The organism is Pseudomonas sp. JAI111 (assembly GCF_024809425.1).
Taxonomy (GTDB): domain Bacteria; phylum Pseudomonadota; class Gammaproteobacteria; order Pseudomonadales; family Pseudomonadaceae; genus Aquipseudomonas.
This window is the reverse complement of the sequence record NZ_JANUCB010000004.1, coordinates 255,421-276,033: the sequence shown is the minus strand read 5'-3', so window position 1 is coordinate 276,033 and position 20,613 is coordinate 255,421. Positions and strand designations below refer to the sequence as shown.

20 protein-coding genes are annotated in these 20,613 nt (G+C 60.4%); 9 read left to right on the top strand and 11 right to left on the bottom strand.

Annotated features, from left to right (window positions below; all coding sequences use genetic code 11):
- Positions 1 to 389: 389 nt before the first annotated feature.
- Positions 390 to 2,999, bottom strand: a complete 2,610-nt coding sequence (acnB, locus tag HNR03_RS15355; protein WP_259154723.1) for a bifunctional aconitate hydratase 2/2-methylisocitrate dehydratase — start codon at positions 2,997 to 2,999, stop codon at positions 390 to 392.
- 408 nt (positions 3,000 to 3,407) lie between these two features.
- Between acnB and HNR03_RS15350 the strand changes: the two genes are divergently transcribed.
- Complete coding sequence (locus HNR03_RS15350) at positions 3,408 to 3,878, top strand: DUF1289 domain-containing protein (RefSeq protein ID WP_008149863.1); 471 nt, start codon at positions 3,408 to 3,410, stop codon at positions 3,876 to 3,878.
- 39 nt (positions 3,879 to 3,917) lie between these two features.
- On the opposite strand, the gene HNR03_RS15345 is transcribed toward HNR03_RS15350, so the two are convergent.
- Entirely contained in the window at positions 3,918 to 4,781 is an 864-nt protein-coding gene (locus HNR03_RS15345) for a universal stress protein (RefSeq protein WP_222587103.1), read from the bottom strand.
- 163 nt (positions 4,782 to 4,944) lie between these two features.
- On the opposite strand from HNR03_RS15345, the gene HNR03_RS15340 reads away from it, so the two are divergent.
- The 3 genes from HNR03_RS15340 to HNR03_RS15330 all read left to right on the top strand — a co-directional run bounded on the left by HNR03_RS15340 (position 4,945) and on the right by HNR03_RS15330 (position 7,757).
- On the top strand, positions 4,945 to 5,553 hold the full coding sequence (locus tag HNR03_RS15340; RefSeq protein WP_090183294.1) for a tRNA-(ms[2]io[6]A)-hydroxylase: 609 nt from the start codon (positions 4,945 to 4,947) through the stop codon (positions 5,551 to 5,553).
- Between the two features lie 209 nt (positions 5,554 to 5,762).
- Positions 5,763 to 6,470: a response regulator gene (locus HNR03_RS15335; RefSeq protein WP_259154722.1), complete on the top strand. Its 708-nt coding sequence runs from the start codon at positions 5,763 to 5,765 to the stop codon at positions 6,468 to 6,470.
- Positions 6,471 to 7,757 (top strand): ATP-binding protein, encoded by a 1,287-nt coding sequence (locus HNR03_RS15330; protein WP_259154440.1) that lies wholly within the window; start codon positions 6,471 to 6,473, stop codon positions 7,755 to 7,757. It begins immediately after the preceding gene.
- Between the two features lie 170 nt (positions 7,758 to 7,927).
- Here the strand turns inward: HNR03_RS15330 and HNR03_RS15325 are convergent, their stop codons facing one another.
- On the bottom strand, positions 7,928 to 8,416 hold the full coding sequence (locus HNR03_RS15325) for a GFA family protein (RefSeq protein WP_259154439.1): 489 nt from the start codon (positions 8,414 to 8,416) through the stop codon (positions 7,928 to 7,930).
- 159 nt (positions 8,417 to 8,575) lie between these two features.
- On the opposite strand from HNR03_RS15325, the gene HNR03_RS15320 reads away from it, so the two are divergent.
- The 3 genes from HNR03_RS15320 (at position 8,576) to HNR03_RS15310 (ending at position 11,785) form a co-directional block, all read left to right on the top strand.
- A complete protein-coding gene (locus tag HNR03_RS15320; RefSeq protein ID WP_222587100.1) occupies positions 8,576 to 9,460 on the top strand; it encodes a LysR substrate-binding domain-containing protein in 885 nt (294 codons plus the stop codon).
- Between the two features lie 100 nt (positions 9,461 to 9,560).
- Positions 9,561 to 10,685: an agmatine deiminase gene (aguA, locus tag HNR03_RS15315; RefSeq protein ID WP_259154437.1), complete on the top strand. Its 1,125-nt coding sequence runs from the start codon at positions 9,561 to 9,563 to the stop codon at positions 10,683 to 10,685.
- 2 nt (positions 10,686 to 10,687) lie between these two features.
- A complete protein-coding gene (locus tag HNR03_RS15310) occupies positions 10,688 to 11,785 on the top strand; it encodes an extracellular solute-binding protein (protein WP_259154436.1) in 1,098 nt (365 codons plus the stop codon).
- Between the two features lie 125 nt (positions 11,786 to 11,910).
- Here the strand turns inward: HNR03_RS15310 and HNR03_RS15305 are convergent, their stop codons facing one another.
- From HNR03_RS15305 to HNR03_RS15270, 8 genes are all read right to left on the bottom strand, one after another.
- Positions 11,911 to 12,528 carry a DNA-3-methyladenine glycosylase gene (locus HNR03_RS15305; protein WP_259154435.1) on the bottom strand — a complete coding sequence of 206 codons (618 nt, stop codon included), beginning with the start codon at positions 12,526 to 12,528 and terminating at the stop codon, positions 11,911 to 11,913.
- A gap of 5 nt (positions 12,529 to 12,533) precedes the next feature.
- Positions 12,534 to 13,337, bottom strand: a complete 804-nt coding sequence (locus HNR03_RS15300; protein ID WP_259154434.1) for an isocitrate lyase/phosphoenolpyruvate mutase family protein — start codon at positions 13,335 to 13,337, stop codon at positions 12,534 to 12,536.
- 40 nt (positions 13,338 to 13,377) lie between these two features.
- Positions 13,378 to 14,460 (bottom strand): bifunctional transcriptional activator/DNA repair enzyme AdaA, encoded by a 1,083-nt coding sequence (locus tag HNR03_RS15295; RefSeq protein ID WP_259154433.1) that lies wholly within the window; start codon positions 14,458 to 14,460, stop codon positions 13,378 to 13,380.
- A 64-nt stretch (positions 14,461 to 14,524) separates the two neighbouring features.
- A complete protein-coding gene (gene arsH / locus HNR03_RS15290) occupies positions 14,525 to 15,214 on the bottom strand; it encodes an arsenical resistance protein ArsH (RefSeq protein WP_259154432.1) in 690 nt (229 codons plus the stop codon).
- On the bottom strand, positions 15,214 to 15,699 hold the full coding sequence (locus HNR03_RS15285; RefSeq protein WP_259154431.1) for an arsenate reductase ArsC: 486 nt from the start codon (positions 15,697 to 15,699) through the stop codon (positions 15,214 to 15,216). The genes arsH and HNR03_RS15285 overlap by 1 nt, the downstream gene beginning before the upstream one ends.
- Positions 15,700 to 15,774: 75 nt before the next feature.
- Complete coding sequence (locus HNR03_RS15280) at positions 15,775 to 16,815, bottom strand: DMT family transporter (RefSeq protein WP_259154429.1); 1,041 nt, start codon at positions 16,813 to 16,815, stop codon at positions 15,775 to 15,777.
- A gap of 74 nt (positions 16,816 to 16,889) precedes the next feature.
- Complete coding sequence (locus tag HNR03_RS15275) at positions 16,890 to 17,510, bottom strand: LysE family translocator (RefSeq protein WP_259154428.1); 621 nt, start codon at positions 17,508 to 17,510, stop codon at positions 16,890 to 16,892.
- Between the two features lie 100 nt (positions 17,511 to 17,610).
- Positions 17,611 to 18,507 carry a DMT family transporter gene (locus HNR03_RS15270; protein ID WP_259154427.1) on the bottom strand — a complete coding sequence of 299 codons (897 nt, stop codon included), beginning with the start codon at positions 18,505 to 18,507 and terminating at the stop codon, positions 17,611 to 17,613.
- A gap of 91 nt (positions 18,508 to 18,598) precedes the next feature.
- On the opposite strand from HNR03_RS15270, the gene HNR03_RS15265 reads away from it, so the two are divergent.
- Together HNR03_RS15265 and HNR03_RS15260 are read left to right on the top strand one after the other, a co-directional pair.
- Positions 18,599 to 19,930 (top strand): PLP-dependent aminotransferase family protein, encoded by a 1,332-nt coding sequence (locus HNR03_RS15265; RefSeq protein ID WP_259154426.1) that lies wholly within the window; start codon positions 18,599 to 18,601, stop codon positions 19,928 to 19,930.
- Positions 19,931 to 20,010: 80 nt separating this feature from the next.
- Positions 20,011 to 20,598 carry a LysE family translocator gene (locus HNR03_RS15260; RefSeq protein WP_259154424.1) on the top strand — a complete coding sequence of 196 codons (588 nt, stop codon included), beginning with the start codon at positions 20,011 to 20,013 and terminating at the stop codon, positions 20,596 to 20,598.
- Positions 20,599 to 20,613: the final 15 nt, after the last annotated feature.

The window sequence follows — 20,613 nt, the reverse complement described above, 5'->3', positions numbered from 1 at the left end:
CCTCCACTCAGCCTGCCGAAGGGGCGGGTAGATCAAGATCAAAAGCAGGCGAGCTACCGCTCGGCCTATTGAGTGGTGAAGAGCGGGGGGACACCTCGATTTACTGTGGGAGCTGGCCTGCCGGCGATGGCGGCCTGTCAGCCGACCATTCTCTTCCAGCTACCCCACTGATCGTTCCCTACGCTCCGCGTGGGAATGCAGCCAGGGACGCTCTGCGTTCCGAAGGGGCGGGTGGATCAAAAGCTGCAGGCGAGCTACCGCTCGGACTGTTGAGTGGTGAGGAGCGGAGCGTGTACGCCGATCCGTTGTGTGGGGTTACTGCAAATCTGCAGGCATAAAAAAACGCCGCTCATCTCTCGATGGGCGGCGTTTTTTATTGCGTTGTAGCGTTAGGCTTGAACGACCGGGATGTTGGCGTTCGCAGCAGCTTCACGGAACTCGGCGATCTGGTCGAAGGACAGGTAGCGGTAGACATCGGCCGCCATGCTGTCGATCTTGCCAGCGTATTCCATGTATTCCTCGACGGTCGGCAGGCGACCCAGGATGGAAGCAACGGACGCCAGCTCGGCCGAGGCCAGGTAGACGTTCGCGCCGTCACCCAGACGGTTCGGGAAGTTACGGGTCGAAGTCGACACTACAGTCGAGTTCGGCTCTACGCGTGCCTGGTTACCCATGCACAGCGAGCAGCCTGGCATTTCCATGCGTGCGCCGGCTTTGCCGTAGATGCCGTAGTAGCCTTCTTCGGTCAGCTGGTGAGCGTCCATCTTGGTCGGAGGCGACAGCCACAGACGGGTTGGAAGCTGACCCTTGACCTGATCCAGCAGTTTACCGGCAGCGCGGAAGTGACCGATGTTGGTCATGCACGAACCGATGAACACTTCGTCGATCTTCTCGCCAGCAACGCTGGACAGCAGACGAGCGTCGTCCGGATCGTTTGGCGCGCAGAGCACAGGCTCTTTGATGTCGGCCAGGTCGATTTCGATGATTTCAGCGTATTCGGCGTCAGCATCGGCAACCATCAGCTCAGGGTTGGCAACCCAGGCTTCCATCGCTTGAGCACGACGTTCCAGGGTGCGCACGTCACCATAGCCTTCGCCGATCATCCAGCGCAGCAGGGTGATGTTGGAGTTCAGGTACTCGGTGATCGACTCTTTCGACAGCTTGATGGTGCAACCGGCAGCCGAACGTTCAGCCGAAGCGTCGGACAGCTCGAAAGCTTGCTCGATGCTCAGGTTGTCCAGGCCTTCGATTTCCAGGATGCGGCCGGAGAAGGCGTTCTTCTTGCCTTTCTTCTCGACGGTCAGCAGGCCAGCCTGGATCGCGAAGTAAGGAATGGCGTGAACCAGGTCGCGCAGGGTGACGCCCGGTTGCATTTTGCCTTTGAAACGCACCAGGATCGATTCCGGCATGTCCAGCGGCATGACGCCGGTGGCTGCAGCGAACGCAACCAGACCGGAACCGGCCGGGAACGAAATGCCCATTGGGAAACGGGTGTGCGAGTCACCACCGGTACCGACGGTGTCCGGCAGCAGCATGCGGTTCAGCCAGCTGTGGATGATGCCGTCGCCCGGACGCAGGGAAACGCCGCCGCGGGTCATGATGAAGTCAGGCAGGGTGTGGTGGGTGGTCACGTCGATCGGCTTAGGATAAGCCGCGGTGTGGCAGAACGACTGCATGACCAGATCGGCCGAGAAGCCCAGGCACGCCAGGTCTTTCAGTTCGTCACGGGTCATAGGACCGGTGGTGTCCTGGGAACCCACGGTGGTCATTTTCGGTTCGCAGTAGGTGCCAGGACGAACGCCTTTGCCTTCTGGCAGACCGCACGCCTTGCCGACCATTTTCTGCGCCAGGGTGTAGCCCTTGGTGCTTTCAGCCGGAACTTCCGGCAGTTTGAACAGGGTCGAAGGTGGCAGGCCCAGTTCGGCACGTGCCTTCTCGGTCAGGCCACGGCCGATGATCAGCGGAATACGACCGCCGGCACGGACTTCGTCCAACAGTACCGGAGTCTTCATTTCGAAGGTGGTCAGGACTTCGTCAGTGCCGTGTTTGCAGACTTTGCCAGCATGCGGATACAGGTCGATCACGTCGCCCATGTTCATGTTGGTTACGTCGAATTCGATCGGCAGTGCGCCAGCATCTTCCATGGTGTTGTAGAAGATCGGAGCGATCTTGCTGCCGAAGCAGAAACCGCCGGCACGCTTGTTCGGGACGTAAGGAACGTCGTCGCCGAAGAACCACAGCACCGAGTTGGTGGCGGATTTACGCGAAGAACCGGTACCGACCACGTCGCCGACGTAGGCGATCGGGAAGCCTTGGCCGCGCATTTCTTCGATCTGTTTCATCGGGCCGGTAACGCCTTGGACGTCAGGCACGATGCCTTCACGGGCCATTTTCAGCATGGCCAGGGCGTGCAGCGGGATGTCCGGGCGGGACCAGGCATCAGGAGCAGGGGACAGGTCGTCGGTGTTGGTCTCGCCGGTGACCTTGAATACACGCAGGCTGATCTTGTCGGCCAGGACAGGGCGGTTCTTGAACCACTCGCCGTCAGCCCAGGATTGCAGCACGCCTTTGGCGTGAACGTTGCCTTTTTTGGCGCGTTCTGCGACGTCGTGGAAGGCGTCGAACATCAGCAGGGTGTGCTTGAGTTCTTCGGCTGCGACTGGCGCCAGTTCGGCGTCGTCCAGCAGGTTGACCAGGGTGACGATGTTGTAGCCGCCTTGCATGGTGCCGAGCAGTTCAACAGCGCGTTTCTTGTCGATCAGAGGGGAGGTTGCTTCGCCTTTGGCGAGGGCAGAGAGGAAACCGGCCTTTACATAGGCTGCTTCGTCCACTCCAGGTGGTACGCGATTGGTGATCAGGTCAACGAGGAAAGCTTCTTCGCCAGCCGGGGGATTTTTCAGCAGCTCGACCAGGCCTGCAGTTTGTTCGGCGTTAAGCGGCTGGGGAACGATACCCAGTGCTGCGCGCTCTTCGATATGTTTGCGGTAGGCTTCAAGCACAGTTATTACCCTCATCAGTGGTCCCAAATGGGTGTCCGGGACGCTCATCCCGAAATTGCCGTACTCATGCGCTGCGTGGCGTTGTGGGCCACTTAGCCAGAATTACCGACAATTCCTTACAGAAGCTGCTTTCAAAGTTTTACGCCTGCAGAACGGGGAGCTGATGAGGGTTGGCGTAGAGCTTTTCCCCGCTGGAAAAACCCTTCGCCAACTCCGCTCTGAAGGAACGACTGTGCTCGTGACGCTTTGAAAACAGCTTCTAACGGACATTGGCGCCTTAAAAGGCTGGCTGATTCTACGGCAAAAAAAAATTAAAGGTAAGTTAGCCCCCGAATTTTGAGGGGTGATCAATGTTAGACAAAGGGCTAACATGCCGGTCTGTTCTGCTTTCCCGTGTTTTGCCTACCTATGCCCAATCAGACCATCAAAACCCCCTGCGTCGGCCTCTGCTCCACTGTTTACGGTGATCTGGTGTGTCGTGGCTGCAAGCGTTTCCACCATGAAGTGATCAACTGGAATGGTTACAACGAGGAAGAAAAGCGTGCGGTGTGGCTGCGTCTGGAGCTGTTGCTGTCGCAGGTGATGGCCAGCAAGCTGGAAGTGTTCGATCCCCAGCGCCTGCGTCTGCAGCTGGAGCAGCGCAAGATTCGCTTCGTGCCGCACCAGTCCGAGTATTGCTGGGCGTATCAGTTGATCGCCCGTGGCGCGCGGGTGATCAACAATCTCGAAGCCTACGGGATGGTGTTGATGCCGGAGTTTCGCGACTGGAACCTGCCGGAGCTGCGCGATGCCATTGATCGGGAGTTCTTTCTGCTGTCCGAGGCGCATTACCAGCGCTACATCGCGCCGGGCTTTCTCAAGGACGCCTTCGGCGGGTAATCCTTGCCCGCGAAGGCGATCTGCTTGACGCCGAACATCTCAATGCTGGCTCACGATCTCTTCCAGATGGTCCATGATCTCTTCGGGCTTGAGCACCAGCACATCGCTCTCCACCGCATCGAGCACCACTTCGGCGGTATTGCCAATCAACGCCCCTGATAACCCGGACCGCGCGACCGTGCCAATCACTGTCACCGCAGCCTGAAGCTTGTGCACCATGTACGGGATCAACACATCCGCAGGGCCTTCGGCGATATGCAGGTGCTCGTCATCTATGTCGAACTCGGCCTGAAACGCCTTGCACTGCTCGCGATAACGAGCCTCGATGGTTTCGCTGAGCTGTAACGTTGGATCGGATGCCGACAGCATCGGCGACGGATGGGCGCTGATCACATGCAGCTTGGCCTTCGCCAGGCTGGCAATGTCATAGCCGTAATCAATGATGGTGTTGTGCAAATGGCGGTGTTCGTCATCGGTATTGCCGACATCGATTGCCGCCAGAATCACCTTGTCCTTCCAGGAACCGACGGTTTTTACCAGCAGCACCGGTGCCGGGCAGTTGCGCAATATCTTCCAGTCCTCGGGCGTCAGCAGCGCCTTTTTCAGCGGGCTGTCGGGGTAATGCTGTTTGATCACCAACCCGCAACCTTCCGCCTGCTGCACATCGATGATGGTTTCATGCAGGCTCTCGTTCCAGGCCTGTTCGGTGGTGACGCTGTAGCCGTCCGCCACCAGCGCCGCCTTGAGCACGCCCAACATGGCGCTATGGTCATGCTTGCGGTCGCAAACCAGCAGGTGCAGATGGGCCTGGGTTACGCCAGCAATCAATTTGGCCCGCTTGAGCGCCAGGCTTTCCGAGTGTTCGGGTTCAATGACCACCAGAATGCTGCGAATGGCTTGCATGATCGGGACCTCCATTAACGATAAAAAGGCATGGCGTTGGACAACTATAGTTGCTGGTCGCCGGCCAGGTACTTGATGCATATCAACTGTAGCGACTGGTGGTCTGCCGGCAGGCCGGTATAATCGGCGCCCTTCGTTTTGAACCTTTTTATCCGTGAGCCCCATGATCCTTCCCGAAATTCACGAGTTCCTCGGCTGCCGCACCCCCGATGGCTGGGTCCAGGCCGCGCTTGCCGATCAGGAAACCCTGCTGATCGACCACAAGAACTGTGAGTTCAAGGCGGCCAGCACGGCGTTGAGCCTGATCGCCAAATATCACTCTCACGTCGACTTGATCAACCTGATGTCGCGCCTGGCCCGGGAAGAGCTGGTTCACCACGAACAAGTCATGCGCCTGATGAAAAAACGCAAGATCGAGCTGCGTCAGCTCTCCGCCGGGCGTTACGCCTCGGGGTTGCGCAAAGTGGTGCGCAGCCACGAGCCGGTCAAACTGGTGGATACCCTGGTGGTGGGCGCATTCATCGAGGCCCGCAGTTGCGAGCGTTTCGAGGCGCTGGTGCCGCATCTGGACGAAGAACTGGGCAAGTTCTATTTCGGCCTGCTGAAAAGCGAGGCTCGGCATTTTCAGGGTTACCTGAAACTGGCTTACCAGTACGGTGATGCCAAGGACATTGCTCACGTCATCGACAAAGTCCGCGCCGCCGAACAGGAACTGATCGAATCGCCAGACGTGGAATTTCGCTTCCACAGCGGCGTCCCGGTCGCGGCGTAAAGGTCAAGGGATCGCAACTCGATGTAGGAGCTGTCGAGTGAAACGAGGCTGCGATCTTTTGATCTTGAATTGTTAAAAACTCTTAATTGTATGAAACATCGCCAAAAACCGGCTCTCAAGGCCGGTTTTTGCTGCCTGCGATAACCGTCCCGTCATCGATTGGCGCCATAATGCCGCCCACTTCACACAAGGGTTGGCAGACGGTCGTTATGGATAGCCTGGGTTTTGGCAAAGTATTGCTGGTGGAAGACGACGAGAAGCTGGCCGGGTTGATCGCGTATTTCCTGTCCCAACACGGCTTTGAAGTCCGGCAGGTGCACCGCGGTGACCTGGCGTTGGACGCGTTCCTCGAGTTCAAACCGAAAATGGTCGTGCTCGACCTGATGCTGCCGGGCCAGAGCGGCCTGCAGGTATGCCGCGAAATTCGCAGTGTGTCCGATACGCCGATCGTCATCCTGACCGCCAAGGAAGACGACCTCGATCATATTCTCGGCCTCGAGTCCGGTGCCGACGACTACGTCATCAAGCCGATCAAACCGCCAGTGCTGCTCGCACGCCTGAGGGCCTTGCAACGCCGTCAGACGCCCGAGAGCAGCGTGTGCAGCGCCCTGGAGTTCGGCCACCTGAGCATCGACCGCAGCTGTCGCGAAGTCAGGCTCGCGGACGACGTCATCGACATGACCACCATGGAATTCGAACTGCTGTGGTTGCTCGCCAGCGCCGCCGGCAAGATCCTGTCCCGCGACGACATCCTCAACCGCATGCGCGGCATTGCCTTCGATGGCCTCAACCGCAGCGTTGACGTCTACATCAGCAAGTTGCGCGGCAAGCTCAAGGACAATCCGCGCGAACCGATGTGCATCAAGACCGTTTGGGGCAAGGGTTATCTGTTCAATCCGTTTGCGTGGGAGCTGTAGATGCTGCGGTTATTTCTGGGGTTGTACGTCGTGCTGGCGGTGGGGTTGGTACTGGCATTACAGACGGTCGAGCACACGTTCAATGTGCTGCTCGATGGGCAGATGCAGGCCTATAACCGCGAGGCGGTGCGGGGGCAGGCGTATTCGCTGGTCGAGCAATTGCGCGGGCTGGAAGGCTCGCAACGCGAGCAACAACTGGACACGCTACGCCAGCACTACGGACTGGGGCTGAGCCTGATCGAGTCCGATCATCTGGCCCTCGACGATGATGAGAAAGCCTTGCTGGCCGAAGGCAAACTGGTGATTCGCGAGAAGTACACCCAGTTCATTTCGTCGATCGATGGCGGTGCCCAGCTATTGAGCATCAAGCTGCCGCCCGAGCCGAGCCTGATGCCGTTCTACATCACGGCGGCCTATCTGATGCTGGCCGTGCTGATCGGCATCGTGCTGTTTTTCTGGGTCCGACCGCATTGGCGCGATCTGGAAAAGCTGCGCCTGGCGGCCGAGCGCTTTGGCGATAACGACTTGTCGTCACGCATTCAGCTGTCCAAGCGCTCGAACATTCGCGACCTGGCCGAACACTTCAACCTGATGGCGGCTCGCATCGAAGGCTTGATCGCCAACCAGCGCGAACTGACCAACGCGGTGTCCCACGAGCTGCGCACGCCCATTGCCCGGCTGTCGTTTGAGCTCGATCAGCTCAAGCAGCAACCTGATCCGACCCAGAGCGGTGAGCTGATCGCCGACATGTACGCCGACCTCGGCGAGCTGGAGGAAATGGTCTCCGAGTTGCTGACCTACGCCAGCCTGGAGCGCGGCGCCACGGTGATCAACCGAGAGAATATTCAGGCCATCAGTTGGCTGGACAGCGTGGTGGGCAGCGTGGCGCTGGAGGCCGAAGCCGCCGGGGTGCAGTTGGTGATCGTCGAGTGCCAGGTCGATGAGGTGCGTATCGAACCGCGCTTTATGGCTCGAGCAGTGATCAACCTGCTGCGCAACGCCATTCGCTACGCCGATGAGCGGGTAGAGGTGTCGTTGGTGCGTACCGGTGATCATTATGAAGTGCAGGTCAACGATGATGGGCCGGGCGTGCCGGTGGACGGGCGGGAGAAAATCTTCGAACCGTTCTCGCGACTGGACGCCAGCCGCGACCGTCGCACCGGTGGTTTTGGTCTGGGATTGGCCCTGGTGCGCCGGGTGTCGCAATCCCATGGCGGGCAAGTGGAAGTGACGGATTCGCCGTGGGGCGGGGCGTCGTTTCGCATGACCTGGGCGCATCTGGATTAGGTCGGGGTTGCTTTCACTGACGCCATCGCGAGCAGGCTCGCTCCCACATTGGGTCTGTGTCGTTCACAAATCCCCTGTGGGAGCGAGCCTGCTCGCGATGGCGTCATCAGCAACACCGCATCCTCAAAAGCTGTACACCACCTGCCCAGCCAACGAGGTCTGTATCCCTCTCAGCGACACAAACCCAATCGTTCATGCCAGTCGGCGATGGATTCCTCGGGATAGACGTCGAACTGCTGGTCCCCGGGGCGCAGGCTGACCTCCACCCACGGCGCCTTGGACACGAGCATCAAGTGCGTGTGTTCCGGCGGCACCGGCAGCGGGGTGTCGATGGCGGATGCAAACGGATGAATCAGCTCCGGCCATTCAGGGCTGAACAGCCATAATCCGGAACCGCACAAAGAACAGAAATGCCGCTCGGCGGTGCTGCGTCGGGCGCGCTTATCGCCTTCGTCCTTGAGACGCGCATGGTAAATCGAGATGTGCTTGCGGCCGCGTACGGTGAGGCTTTGGGCATCGCCACCGAGGTTGATCGCATACCCGCCACCGCCCTGGGTCTTGCGGCAGATCGAGCAGTAGCAACGCTGATAAGGGTAGGGGTGAGCGCTGGTCAAACTGAACGACACGGCACCGCAATGGCAGGAACCTTCTAGCTGCATGACATCCTCCAACAGGTCTGGGACTGACCCGATACAGCCTAGACCGTCAGCGCCTCTCGACTGCAGCATCGCGGTGCCAAATGAATCTGTGTCAGGTGTGGCTGGACGCCTATCAATCGCCAAGGCAGCATGGGCGCCTTCATCACAGGGGCTGAACCCATGCGACGATTGCCTTCTCTGGCAGCACTCAGGACCTTCGAATGCGCCGCCCGGCACGCCCATTTCGGTCGCGCCGCTGCCGAGCTGTGTGTCACCGACAGCGCCGTCAGTCATCAGATTCGCCAACTCGAAGAACACTTGGGTGTCTCGCTGTTCATCCGTGAGGGCCGGCAAATCCGTCCGACCATGGCCGCTGGCCGTCTGATGCAAAGTCTGCAGCAAGCGTTCGAATTGATCGGCGATGCCTGCGATGAATTGCGCGACCCGTCATCGCTGGCCGTGTTGCGCCTGGCGGTCACCGCCGAGTTGACGCAAAAGTGGCTGATGAGTCGCCTGACAGACTTCTACGCCCGCTACCCGCACATCACGCTGCACCTCTACGAACAACCGATCGACGCCACGGCGCCGGGGGAAGACATCGACCTGGCGATCACCTACGGCACCGGCCCGGTCGACAGCAGCGCATACTTCGTGCGCCCCTTGCCCGCGTTGCAGTTCTTTCCGGTGTGCAGTCCCGGCCTGTTCAATCAGGGCACCCTGAAAACGCCCAAGGATCTGGTGCGTCACTGCCTGCTGCACGACGATCAGGACGGCAAGACCTGGACCGCGTGGCTGACCAGTCATGCCGGCGATCAGCGTCCCGGACGCCAACTGTATTTCGCCCATGCCGGCCTGGCGCTGGAAGCGGCGGTCCAAGGCCAGGGCGTGGCGATGGGCGATAACCTGACGGCGCAGGAGGATTTGCTCAGTGGTCGTCTGGTCCGGCCGTTTACCTCAAGCATGACGGCGCTCGGCCAATATGCGCTGGTCTGCGAACGGGTGCGCCTGGAGCGCCCAGCCGTGGCGCAGATGCTCGAGTGGTTCAACGATCAATTGATCGATTGATGAGTTGAATTCAACTATTCCGAAATAATCATCGTTGGTGAGCAGGGCGCTCACCCCCTTAGCCTGTGGTCATTCCAATCCCCGCTGATGAGGTTTGACCATGGCACGTTTGCTCGACTCCACTCCCAAACTCGACGGCTTCCGCCTGCCCGGCGAATTCGAAACCAAGTCCGGTTGCTGGCTCGGCTGGCCGGAGCGCACCGACGTCTGGCGTAACGGTGCCAAGCCCGCGCAGAAAGTCTGGGTGCAGATTGTCAGCGCCATTGCCCAAAGCGAACCGGTGACGGTGTGCGCCTCTGCCACCCAGTTCGCCACCGCCCGCCGTCAGTTGCCGCCTCAGGTGCGCGTGGTGGAAATGACCTGCAACGACACCTGGTTTCGCGACAGCGGCCCGTGCTTTGTGGTCAACGACGAGAGTGGCGAGGTGCGCGGCGTCGACTTTGAGTTCAACGCATACGGTGGCCTCGACGGTGGCTTGTATTACCCGTGGGACAAGGACGACCAGATCGCCAGTAAAATCCTTGAAATCGAACGCTTCGACCGTTATCGCGCGCCGCTGATTGCCGAACTGGGTGGCATCCAGAGCGACGGCCAGGGCAGCATCCTGACCACCGAACAATGCCTGCTCAACCGCAATCGCAACCAGCATTTGGGCAAGGACGAAGTCACCCGTCGCTTGACCGATTACCTCGGTGCCGAACAAATCATCTGGCTGCCGCGCGGTTGCAAGTTCGACGAAACCGATGGCCATGTCGACGACCTCGCGTGCTTCGTGCGTCCCGGCGAAGTCGTGCTGCAATGGACCGACAATCGCGATGACCCGCAGTGGGAGATCTATCAGGAGGCTTATGACATCCTGCGCAGCACCCGCGACAGCCGTGGCCGCGAGCTGATCGTGCACAAACTGCCGCAACCAGACGTGCTGGAATGGACCGCCGAGGAAGCCGAAGGCCTGGACCAGCAAGACAGTACCCATACCCGTCAGGCTGGCACCAAAATCTGCGCGTCGTACATCAACTACTACGCCGGCAACACCTCGATAGTGGTGCCGTTGTTTGGCGATCGTAACGATCAGGCGGCCCAGGCGACCCTCGCCGAACTGTTCCCGCAGCACAAGATCGTCGGCATCGAAAACTCCCGGGAGATCCTCCTCGGTGGCGGCAATGTCGCCTGCATCACCATGCCGCAATACGCGGCACCTGCCCGCAGCCAACAGGGAGTGTGAACATGGGCCTGCACAAACTGACTCAAGCGTTATTGCTGGTGCTTGCACCCTTGTGTGTGCAGGCCGCCGACACCGCCAAACCGGTGGTGAACCTGTACATCTGGGGCGAGTACCTGGCACCGGACACGCTGACCAATTTCGAGAAAACAACCGGCATCCATGTGGTGGCCGATCACTTTGATTCGCTGGAAACCGTCGAGACCAAATTGCTGACCGGTCGCAGCGGCTATGACCTGGTGCTGACGGCGGGGCAGCACTTGTCCCGGGCGATCCAGAGCGGGGCCATTCAGGCGTTGAACCACCAGCGACTGCCGCACTTTGCCGGTGTCGGCGAAGAGTTTCGCCAGCACATGGCGGTGTTCGATCCAGGTAATCGCTACGCCGGGATTTACGCCTGGGGCACCACCGGCGTCGGTTATCAGGAAGAGGCGATCAACAAGCGTCTGCCCGATGCGCCACGGGACAGTTGGGCGATGCTGTTCGACCCGACCGTGGTGTCCAGATTTGCCGATTGCGGGGTCAGCCTGCTCAACGATCCCAACGAGGTATTTGCCGCGGTCATGAAGTACATGGGCCTGGACATCAACCGCCAGAACCTTGATGACCTGAAACTGGCCGAGCAGCAACTGGCGAAGATCCGGCCGTACATCCGCTATTTCGACAACGACCTGAACATCAGCGACCTGGCCAACGGCAACACCTGCGTGGCGATGTCGTGGAACGGCAACGTAGGCATCGCCGCCACACAGGCCGAGGCTGCGCACAAGCCATTCAAGCTCAGTTACCGGATACCGAAGGAGGGCACGTTGATCTGGTTCGACGCCATGGTCATTCCCAAGGATGCGCCGCACCCTGAGGCCGGGCTGGCGTTGATGGACTATCTGATGACACCGGAGGTGATTGCACCGATCACCGACACCATCCACTACGCCAATGCGATTACCGCAGCGGACGGGTTGATTGACCCGGCGATTCGCAATGATCCGGGGACGTACCCGTCGGCGCAGGTGAGGGCTTCGTTGTATAGCAAGAATGACAATGACAAGGCGTTCAACCGGGCGCTGATTCGGGCATTCAGTCGGTTGAAGTCGGGGTTGTGATTGGCCCTGAGTAATATGTTGGCCTTTCGGCTGCCATCGCGAGCAGGCTCGTTCCCACAAGGGATTTGTGAACACTGAAAATCCGATGTGGGAGCGAGCCTGCTCGCGATGAACGATGACTCGGTCTACCGGCTAGGCATCCGCCACAAATACCAGGACGCCACCGTCCGATACGGACTCCACGCCAAGCCAATCTCAATCATCTGTTTGCGCGTCGGTTGCACCTCCAGCCGCTTCAAGCGCCGATACCCCTCGCGTACCCCGAAGTCATCGGCCGGCAAGATGTCCGGACGCTCCAGGCTGTAGATCAGCAGCATCTCCACCGTCCAGCGGCCGACCCCGCGCAAGGTGATCAAGCGCTCGATCAGCGCTTCATCGTCCATCGCCAGTGCCGTTGCGTAATCCGGCACTACGCCGTCGAGGGTGGCCTGCGCTATCCCCTGAATGGTCGCGATCTTGCCTGCGGAAAAACCGCAGCTGCGCAGCTGATCAAAGTCGGTGGCGATGATTTGTTCCGGCCGCGGAAATGCCACTGACGGAAACAACGCCAGCAGCCGCCCGACGATCGCATCACCGGCCTTGGCGTGCAGTTGCTGATAGGCAATCGCCCGCACCAGCGATTCGTAAGGATCGCGAGCCGGGTGCGGTTGATGCAGGCACGGGCCGATGGCCACGATATGGCGGCGCCAGTCGTCATCGATGGACGCCAGGAATTGCGTCGCGTCCTGATAGGGATCGGGCATGTCGATCAGGCTTTTTCCGCAGGCTTGAGCAGGGCGTTCACTTCGCCATAAGTGAAGGCCTTGAGATGGCTGCTGTCGAGTTTGCCGGTTTCCAGAAAGCCTTTGGCCAACGAGGCCATCGCCCCATAGAGAAACTCGGCGATGCCCGAACCGGCACTCAGGCGGCGCACGCCGAGTGCTTTGAGTTCATCGAGCGACGGCAGCCCCGGGAGTCCGAGCACGTTCACTGCCAACGAGGTGCCTTGGCACAACGCAGCGATCTCGTACTCGGCCGTCACGCCCGCAGCGAACAACCCGTCAGCGCCCGCCGCCTGATACAACGCGGCGCGTCTGAGGGTTTCGGCGACACGGTCCTCAGCAGGCACCAGGCCTTTGAGGTAAACATCGGTGCGGGCATTGATGAACAGCGTCACCTGGCGGCGTTCGGCAACCTGGCGGGCGATTTCGATCTTGTGTGCCAGCAACTCGGGCGGCGAAGCGCCGTCCTCGATATTGATTCCGACTGCGCCAGCCGCGATCACCGCATCAATGACCTCGGCAACCCGCGCCAGGTCGTTGGAATATCCCGCCTCGATGTCCACGGTCAACGGCACCGAAATCACTCGGGCAATGGATTCGACGGTTGATATCAGGCGTTCGAGGGGCAGGGCATTGCCGTCCGGGTAGCCATGCGCCCACGCCACCGCGGCGCTGCTGGTGGCCACGGCCTTGCAGCCCAGTTGCTCGACGATGCGCGCGCCGGTGGCATCGGCGACGTTGGTCAGGATCAACAGGCCGTCGTGGTGCAATTGATGAAATTGACTGTCCATCGTGTGTCCTTCCTTAAGACTTTTGGTGAAAAACAGGGGATCAGAATGCGAGTTGTTCGGTCAGCTGCACGGCGGCCTTTTCCAGTCGGAGCAAAAACGCCTTGCGCGGTTGTCCTCCACCATAGCCCGTCAGCGAGCCGTCTGCACCGATCACCCGGTGGCAGGGCAGCACAATCGAAAGACGGTTATGCCCGTTGGCCAGGCCCACCGCGCGGCTGGCGCCGGGCTTGCCCAGTTTTGCAGCAATGGCGCCGTAGGTGCTGGTCTGGCCGTAGGGGATCGTCGCCAGTTCAGCCCACACCTGGCGGTCGAATTCGCTGCCCGGCGAGTGCAGGGCAACGGTGAATTCAGTGAGTTTGCCGGCGAAATACTGCGCAAGCTCGGCTTCAATCTGCTGCAGGTGCGCATTGTGTCCGGGCGCTACGGCATAGCCATAACGGGCCTGCAATTCTTCGACTTCCTTGGTCAGCGCTGGTCGATCGAGAAACTCCAGCAGCACCAGGCCGCGACGCTCAGCCATGGCGATCATCGGCCCCAGCGGCGTGGTCAGCCGGGTAAACAGCAGCGGCTCGCTGTTGGCTGCACGGCCCGGGGTGATGTGAAAGGATTTTTGAAACGCGTCGCGAAAACCGCTCAGGGATTCGTAGCCCGAGTCGTAGGCAGCGTTATCGATGGAGTTTCCCTGCTTGATGCCGCCCAGCGCCATGCCCAGGCGTCGGGTGCGCAGCCAGGCGTGGAAGGTCATGCCGAAATGCTGTTTGAACCAACGGCGCAGTTTCAGCGGCTCGATGCCTTGCGCCACAAGCTGGGCGTCGGTCCAGCGCAGGTCGGGATCGGCGTCCACGGTCTTGAGCAACGACTGCACCCAGTCGGGGGCAATGGCGGCGGCGTCGAGGGGCTTGCAGCGCAGACAGGCGCGATAACCTGCCGACATGCACTCATCGGCATGGGCGAAAAACTCGACGTTCTCCGGTTTGGGTTTGCGCGCCGTGCAACTGGGGCGGCAGAAGATCCCGGTGGTCTTGACCGCAGTGAAGAACACCCCCTCGTAGGCGGTGTCGCGTTCGAGCATGGCGCGGACCATCTCGGCGTGGGGCGGAAGCAAAGCGTTCTGTAGGTTCATGGGCTGAGCATAAAACGCGTTGGCCGACGCCTCCACCGGAAAATCGACAGAGAATTATGCCGCCTCAGATCGAGCGTTGATTGACCCGTTTTGACAGCTCTTCAGCGCTCTCTTTACGCTCGGAATAACGGTCGACCAGAAACTCCTCACGACCTCGCACCAGCAGTGTGAACTTCATCAGTTCTTCCATCACATCCACCACACGGTCGTAGTACGCGGAAGGCTTCATCCGGCCCGCGTCATCGAATTCCATGAAGGCCTTGGGCACCGACGATTGGTTGGGGATGGTCAGCATGCGCATCCAGCGGCCCAGCACGCGCAGCTGATTGACGGTGTTGAAGGACTGGGAGCCGCCACAGACCTGCATCACCGCGAGGGTTTTACCCTGGGTCGGACGCACCGCGCCCATCGTCAGCGGGATCCAGTCGATTTGCGCCTTGAATACGGCCGACATCGAACCGTGGCGTTCCGGTGAACACCAGACCTGGCCTTCGGACCAGAGCACCAGCTCGCGCAGTTGCTTGACTTTCGGATGGTCGCTGGACGCATCGTCGGGCAGGGGAAGGCCGCTAGGGTCGAAGATCACCGTTTCGGCGCCGAACAGACGCAGGATCCGCGCGGCTTCTTCGGTCAGCAGGCGGCTGAAGGAGCGCTCGCGAGTCGAGCCGTAGAGCAGCAGAATGCGCGGTTTGTGGGTGCTTTGATCTGAAAGTGTCAGCAGTTCCAGATCCAGGTTGGGCAGGTCGTCGTTCATCACAAGGTTCCAATGCGGTCCAGTTCGACCTTCAGTTCTGCGTGCGAAAGGCTGTTCAGGTCCAATGCGAAGAAGGCTGCAAAGCGTCGTTTGATTGTTTCGACCGTGTGGTCAAAAGCGGCCTGGATCGCTTGTTCGGTGCCACGCACCTCCGATGGATCGGCCAGTCCCCAATGGCTTTTGAGCGCCGGGCCGAAGTAGACCGGGCAGGCCTCCCCGGCGGCCTTGTCGCAAACGGTGATGACGATATCGGGCGGTGAATCGGCGAACGCCGAGGAGTCTTTGCTATAGAGGCCGTCGGTCGAGACTCCAAGGGTGTGCAGGGTTTGCACGGCTTGAGGGTTGAGCCGGCCGCTGGGGAAGCTGCCGGAACTCACTGCGGTGAAACCGGCGGGGGCCAAGTGATTGAACAGTGCTTCGCTCAACACGCTGCGGCAGCTGTTGGCGGTGCACATGAAAAGAACCTTGGTGGGACGTGAGTTCATTGCGACGGCTCAAATATATGGATATTCGAATATACGTATGCTCGCCGAAAATGCCAATCCACTTTTTTCGACCTTTTAATGTTTGTGCCGGTGATGGATGTCCGGAAAGTGCGGGTGACTGTGGCGGATCGGCGTGTGCTGATGTTCATGGGTGTGTGGCTCGACTCCGTCCCACTGGAACGCATGCTCATGTTGATGATGTTCGTCATGAACGTGCCGGTGGCTATGAAGGAGTGCGAGGTGCTGATGTTCATGGGCATGACGTTCCTTGAGGTGGATCCAGACGCCCAGCCCCATCAGCAGTGACGCGCCCCAGAACGTCATGCTAACCGGCTCACCGAACAGCACAATGGCAATCGCCGCGCCAAGGAAGGGCGCCGTCGAGAAGTAAGCCCCCGTGCGTGCGGTGCCCAGCCCGCGCAGCGCCAGGATAAACAGCACCAGACTGATCCCGTAGCCGAGGAAACCGACGAGCAACGTCGGCCCGAGTACCGCGATGTGCGGCAGTTTGGCTCCCAGCGCCAGTGCCAGGGCGCAGTTCACCAGCCCGGCAGTCAGCCCCTTGATGCCCGCGATGAACACGGCGTCGGAGGCCGACACTTTGCGCGTCAGGTTGTTATCGATGGCCCAGCAGACACAGGCCAGCGCCACGGCCAGCGGTCCGATCCAGCTCTGCGATTGCGCCGAACCCTGTGGCCAGGCCAGCAATAATCCGCCGGCAACAATGGCCAGCATTCCGGCAACGATCCGTCGGTCGGCATTTTCCTTGAACACCACCCACGCCAGCACGGCAGTCAGCACCGATTCGAGGTTGAGCATCAAGGATGCGGTGGAGCCGGAAGTCAGGGTCAAGCCGAACATCAGCGCGACCGGCCCAAGGACGCCGCCAAACGCGATCGCACCGATCAGCCAGGGCCATTCTGACGCTTTGAGGCCGCTGGGCTGCCAGCCCCGGTCGCGGATCAGCCTGAGGAGTGTCAGGCCCAGTCCGCTGCCCAGATACAACAACCCGGCCAGCAGGATGGGCGAGAGATTCAGGCCCAGCACCTTGGCCAAGGGCGTGCTCGCTCCAAACAGCGCAGCGGCGCCCAAGGCATAAACAACATTCAGGTTCATTCGAAGCTCGACAGGTATTGAGGCGGGATGCCTCGCAGTGTGAACCCGTATCGAATCCCGTCAATCCCCTGTGCTCAGGCGCGGCGCGCCATCAACAGCACCGACGCCGCGGCCGACAACAACCCCGCGCAGCAACGGTTGAAAATTCGTTTGCCCCGAGGCTCGGCAAACCAGCGACGCATGTGCAGGCCCATGTAGGCATAGGCGCTGATGGCGATCCATTCCAGCATCAGAAACAACGCGCCGAGCAGCGCAAATTGCGGCGTCACGGTGTGAGTCGGGTCGACGAACTGGGGCAGGAACGCGGTGAAGATGAGGATGGCCTTGGGGTTGCCGGCCGCCACCAGAAACTCCTGGCGTGCCAGCGCCATGATGCCGACGGGCGCACCCGTCACTACGTTTTCGGCGCTGGGGTCGGCTCGCCACAATTGCCAGGCGAGGTAAAACAGATACGCCGCACCGACAATCTTGATGCCGTAGAACAACAGTTCAGACGTTTGCAGCACCACCGCCAACCCGGCGGAGGCGAGGGCGATCATCCCGGCAAACGCCAGCAGCCGACCGATGCCGGCCACACAGGCAATGCGGTAGCCGTACCGGGTCGAGTTACTGACCGACAGCAGATTGTTCGGCCCGGGCGCCATGTTCAACGCGAAGCAGGCGGGCAGAAACAGCGAAAGGGTGGCGAGGTCCATGACAGGTCTCCAGGAGCAAGAGAACGCTAGTTTTATCACGGATGGCGAAGGCTTTCCCGGTACAGCGGTGCGCGCAGGCCGCAGTACAATTTCGCGAAGATTATTTGGCGAATCTTCTCGCACCCACCACACACAGGATCACCGCCACGGTAACCCCGAGCATACCGAGGCTGACTTGCTCATGTAGCAACGTGGCCGCCAGCGCCAAGCCAAAAAATGGTTGCAGCAGCTGAAGCTGTCCCACTGCGGCAATTCCTCCTTGGGCAAGCCCGCGATACCAAAATACGAAGCCGATCAGCATGCTGAACAGCGAGACGTACCCCAGGCTCAACCAGGCCGGTGTGCTGATGCCCGAAAACGACGCGGGGGCCAGCCACCAGGTCAGCGGCGCCACCACCGGCAACGACAACACCAACGCCCAGGAAATCACCTGCCAGCCGCCCAGTGTCTTGGAAAGCTTCGCCCCTTCGGCATACCCGAGCCCACAGGCAAGGATGGCCAGCAGCATCAGGATGTCGCCAGCGGGGGAGGCCGTCAGCCCCTGAGCGATGGCAAACCCCACCACCAGCAAACTGCCAAGGATCGAGAAACACCAGAATGCCGGCCGTGGACGTTCACCGCCGCGTAACACACCGAACGCCGCCGTCGCGAGCGGCAACATGCCGACGAAGACGATGGAATGCGCGGATGTAACGTATTGAAGTGCCAGTGCCGTCAGCAGCGGAAACCCGATAACAACGCCCATCGCCACGATAAACAAGGGCATGAACTGGTGACGCGCAGGACGCTTTTCCTGCAACAGCAACACAAGGCACAGCGCCAGAACAGCCGCGATGGTGGCGCGTGCAACCGTCAGAAAGACCGGATCGAACTCGAGGACGGCCACCCGGGTAGCGGGCAGTGAACCGCTGAAGATCAGGACGCCGATAAGTCCGTTGATCAGCCCGCTCGCGTTCTTTTCCAGTGACTGGTGTTGCAGGTTCGATGCACGTTCCATGGGAGTCCACTCGCAGTTCGGGGGTTGCCTTGTGGGCATCGTATGGCCGAGTATCGATACAATCAAAAAATTGTCATGGATACATCTTGCTATGCCTCGCTCCCGTTACAAATCGCTGGTGGACGCGTTTGCCGCCGATATCCGCGCCGGGCGTTTGCCGCCGGGTACGCGATTGCCGACACACCGTCAGCTCGCCACCACGGAAAAGCTCGCCTTGGTCACGGCCAGCAGGGTCTATGCAGAGCTGGAGGCGATGGGGCTGGTCAGCGGTGAAACGGGGCGCGGAACGTTCGTCAGGGAGACGTCGCTGCCACCCAGCCAAGGGATTCACCAGCCGGCGGTGGCGGTCGGAATGGTCGATCTCAACTTCAACTATCCCTCTGTGCCGGGGCAGGCCGACCTGCTGCGCAATGCCTTGCGCCAGCTCGCGTTGTCCGGCGACCTGGAGTCCCATCTGCGCTACCAGCCGCATGCGGGCCGCCTGCATGAGCGGGCATCGATTGCGCGCCATCTGCTGACACGCGGACTGAATGTTCAGGCCGAACAGGTGTTGATCGTCAGTGGCGCCCAGCATGGATTGGCCGTGACCCTCATGGCGCTGCTGCAACCCGGTGAGGTGATCGCGGCTGACGCCTTGACCTATCCGGGGTTCAAGGTGCTGGCCGAAACGCTGCACCTTGAAGTCGTACCGATTCCGCTCACTGATCAAGGGCCAGACCTGGAGGCACTGGAAAAGCTCTGCCGCAGCCGCTCGGTGCGTGCCGTCTACACCATGCCGACGCTGCACAATCCGCTGGGGTGGGTGATGCCCGCCGATCAACGCGAGCGCCTCGTGTCGATTGCGCGCAAACATGACCTGCACATCATCGAGGACGCTGCCTACGCTTTTCTGGCGCAAGATCCGCTGCCACCGATCGCGCAGCTGGCACCCGAAAGAACGCTGTACGTTTCAGGCTTTTCCAAGAGCGTCTCCACCGGCTTGCGTGTTGGATTTGTCGCAGCCCCAGCGCACCAGGTGGCAGCGCTGGAACGCACGATCAGGGCGACTACCTGGAACACGCCCGGGGTGATGACCGCGATTGCCTGCGCCTGGATCGATGACGGAACCGTCAGCGCGCTGGAAGCGCAAAAGCGCGCCGATGCGCAAGCCCGGCAAGCCTTGGCTGACACCCTGCTGACAGGGCTGCACTACATTCGTCATCCTTCTTCCTACTTTATCTGGCTGCCGCTGGCGGAAGACGCGAGGGCCGATCAGATCGCCGTGGCATTGCTGCGTGAACAAGTGGCGGTTTCAACCGCCGAACCCTTTGCAACCTCTGTTCATGTGCCGCACGCGATCCGGTTGGCGCTGGGGTCAGTGGACATGGACTCGCTCGCGGCGGCACTGGTGAAAGTGAAGCGGGTGGTGGGGGCGTTTACGTGACTTAGGCAGTTTTCTTCAATACGCAGGGCAGGGGGATCAGTACGTTGAGCGCTGATTTCCTGAATTGAAGAAGGTGTGCAATGAGTCTGATTATTTCCATGGCCACATTTGCGCTGGTGGCTTCGATAACACCCGGGCCGGTAAACATTGTCGCGTTGAGTTCGGGGGCGCAGTTTGGTTTTCGCGCCAGTCAACGGCACGTCGCCGGCGCAACGTTAGGGTTTGTTCTGTTACTGGTCTTGATGGGGCTGGGACTGCATGAAGTTTTGCTCCTTTGGCCGGCGATGACGCAGGTGATGCAACTGGCCGGCGTGGCGTTCCTGTTGTTCATGGCCTGGAAACTGGCGGCGGACGATGGTCGCATCGATGCCAAGGAGTCGCACCGGGCACCTTCGATGCTGTACGGCGCCGTGATGCAGTGGCTCAACCCGAAAGCCTGGCTGGCCTGCGTGGCGGGCATGGGCGCGTTCGTCGCGGACGGCGAGGCGCGGCTGGTCTGGCAGTTTGCGGCGGTGTATCTGGTGATTTGCTACGTGTCGGTGGGGTGTTGGGTGTATGCCGGTACATGCCTGCGGGGTTATCTGAATAATCCTGCAGGCATGCGGTTTTTCAACCGGATCATGGCAATGTTGTTAGGAGGCAGTGCAGCGTATTTGTTGTTTTCCTAAGCGGCCACACAGTCA

Bases quoted from the DNA above. Each gene is read 5' to 3' on its own strand.
- HNR03_RS15275 (WP_259154428.1), bottom strand. From the start codon at position 17,510: ATGGACCTCGCCACCCTTTCGCTGTTTCTGCCCGCCTGCTTCGCGTTG.
- HNR03_RS15270 (WP_259154427.1), bottom strand. From the start codon at position 18,507: ATGGAACGTGCATCGAACCTGCAACACCAGTCACTGGAAAAGAACGCG.
- HNR03_RS15330 (WP_259154440.1), top strand. From the start codon at position 6,471: ATGCTGCGGTTATTTCTGGGGTTGTACGTCGTGCTGGCGGTGGGGTTG.
- HNR03_RS15305 (WP_259154435.1), bottom strand. From the start codon at position 12,528: ATGCCCGATCCCTATCAGGACGCGACGCAATTCCTGGCGTCCATCGAT.
- HNR03_RS15300 (WP_259154434.1), bottom strand. From the start codon at position 13,337: ATGGACAGTCAATTTCATCAATTGCACCACGACGGCCTGTTGATCCTG.
- HNR03_RS15285 (WP_259154431.1), bottom strand. From the start codon at position 15,699: ATGAACTCACGTCCCACCAAGGTTCTTTTCATGTGCACCGCCAACAGC.
- HNR03_RS15280 (WP_259154429.1), bottom strand. From the start codon at position 16,815: ATGAACCTGAATGTTGTTTATGCCTTGGGCGCCGCTGCGCTGTTTGGA.
- HNR03_RS15350 (WP_008149863.1), top strand. From the start codon at position 3,408: ATGCCCAATCAGACCATCAAAACCCCCTGCGTCGGCCTCTGCTCCACT.
- HNR03_RS15325 (WP_259154439.1), bottom strand. From the start codon at position 8,416: ATGCAGCTAGAAGGTTCCTGCCATTGCGGTGCCGTGTCGTTCAGTTTG.
- arsH (WP_259154432.1), bottom strand. From the start codon at position 15,214: ATGAACGACGACCTGCCCAACCTGGATCTGGAACTGCTGACACTTTCA.
- HNR03_RS15320 (WP_222587100.1), top strand. From the start codon at position 8,576: ATGCGACGATTGCCTTCTCTGGCAGCACTCAGGACCTTCGAATGCGCC.
- HNR03_RS15345 (WP_222587103.1), bottom strand. From the start codon at position 4,781: ATGCAAGCCATTCGCAGCATTCTGGTGGTCATTGAACCCGAACACTCG.
- HNR03_RS15260 (WP_259154424.1), top strand. From the start codon at position 20,011: ATGAGTCTGATTATTTCCATGGCCACATTTGCGCTGGTGGCTTCGATA.
- HNR03_RS15295 (WP_259154433.1), bottom strand. From the start codon at position 14,460: ATGAACCTACAGAACGCTTTGCTTCCGCCCCACGCCGAGATGGTCCGC.
- HNR03_RS15340 (WP_090183294.1), top strand. From the start codon at position 4,945: ATGATCCTTCCCGAAATTCACGAGTTCCTCGGCTGCCGCACCCCCGAT.
- HNR03_RS15335 (WP_259154722.1), top strand. From the start codon at position 5,763: ATGGATAGCCTGGGTTTTGGCAAAGTATTGCTGGTGGAAGACGACGAG.
- HNR03_RS15265 (WP_259154426.1), top strand. From the start codon at position 18,599: ATGCCTCGCTCCCGTTACAAATCGCTGGTGGACGCGTTTGCCGCCGAT.
- HNR03_RS15310 (WP_259154436.1), top strand. From the start codon at position 10,688: ATGGGCCTGCACAAACTGACTCAAGCGTTATTGCTGGTGCTTGCACCC.
- aguA (WP_259154437.1), top strand. From the start codon at position 9,561: ATGGCACGTTTGCTCGACTCCACTCCCAAACTCGACGGCTTCCGCCTG.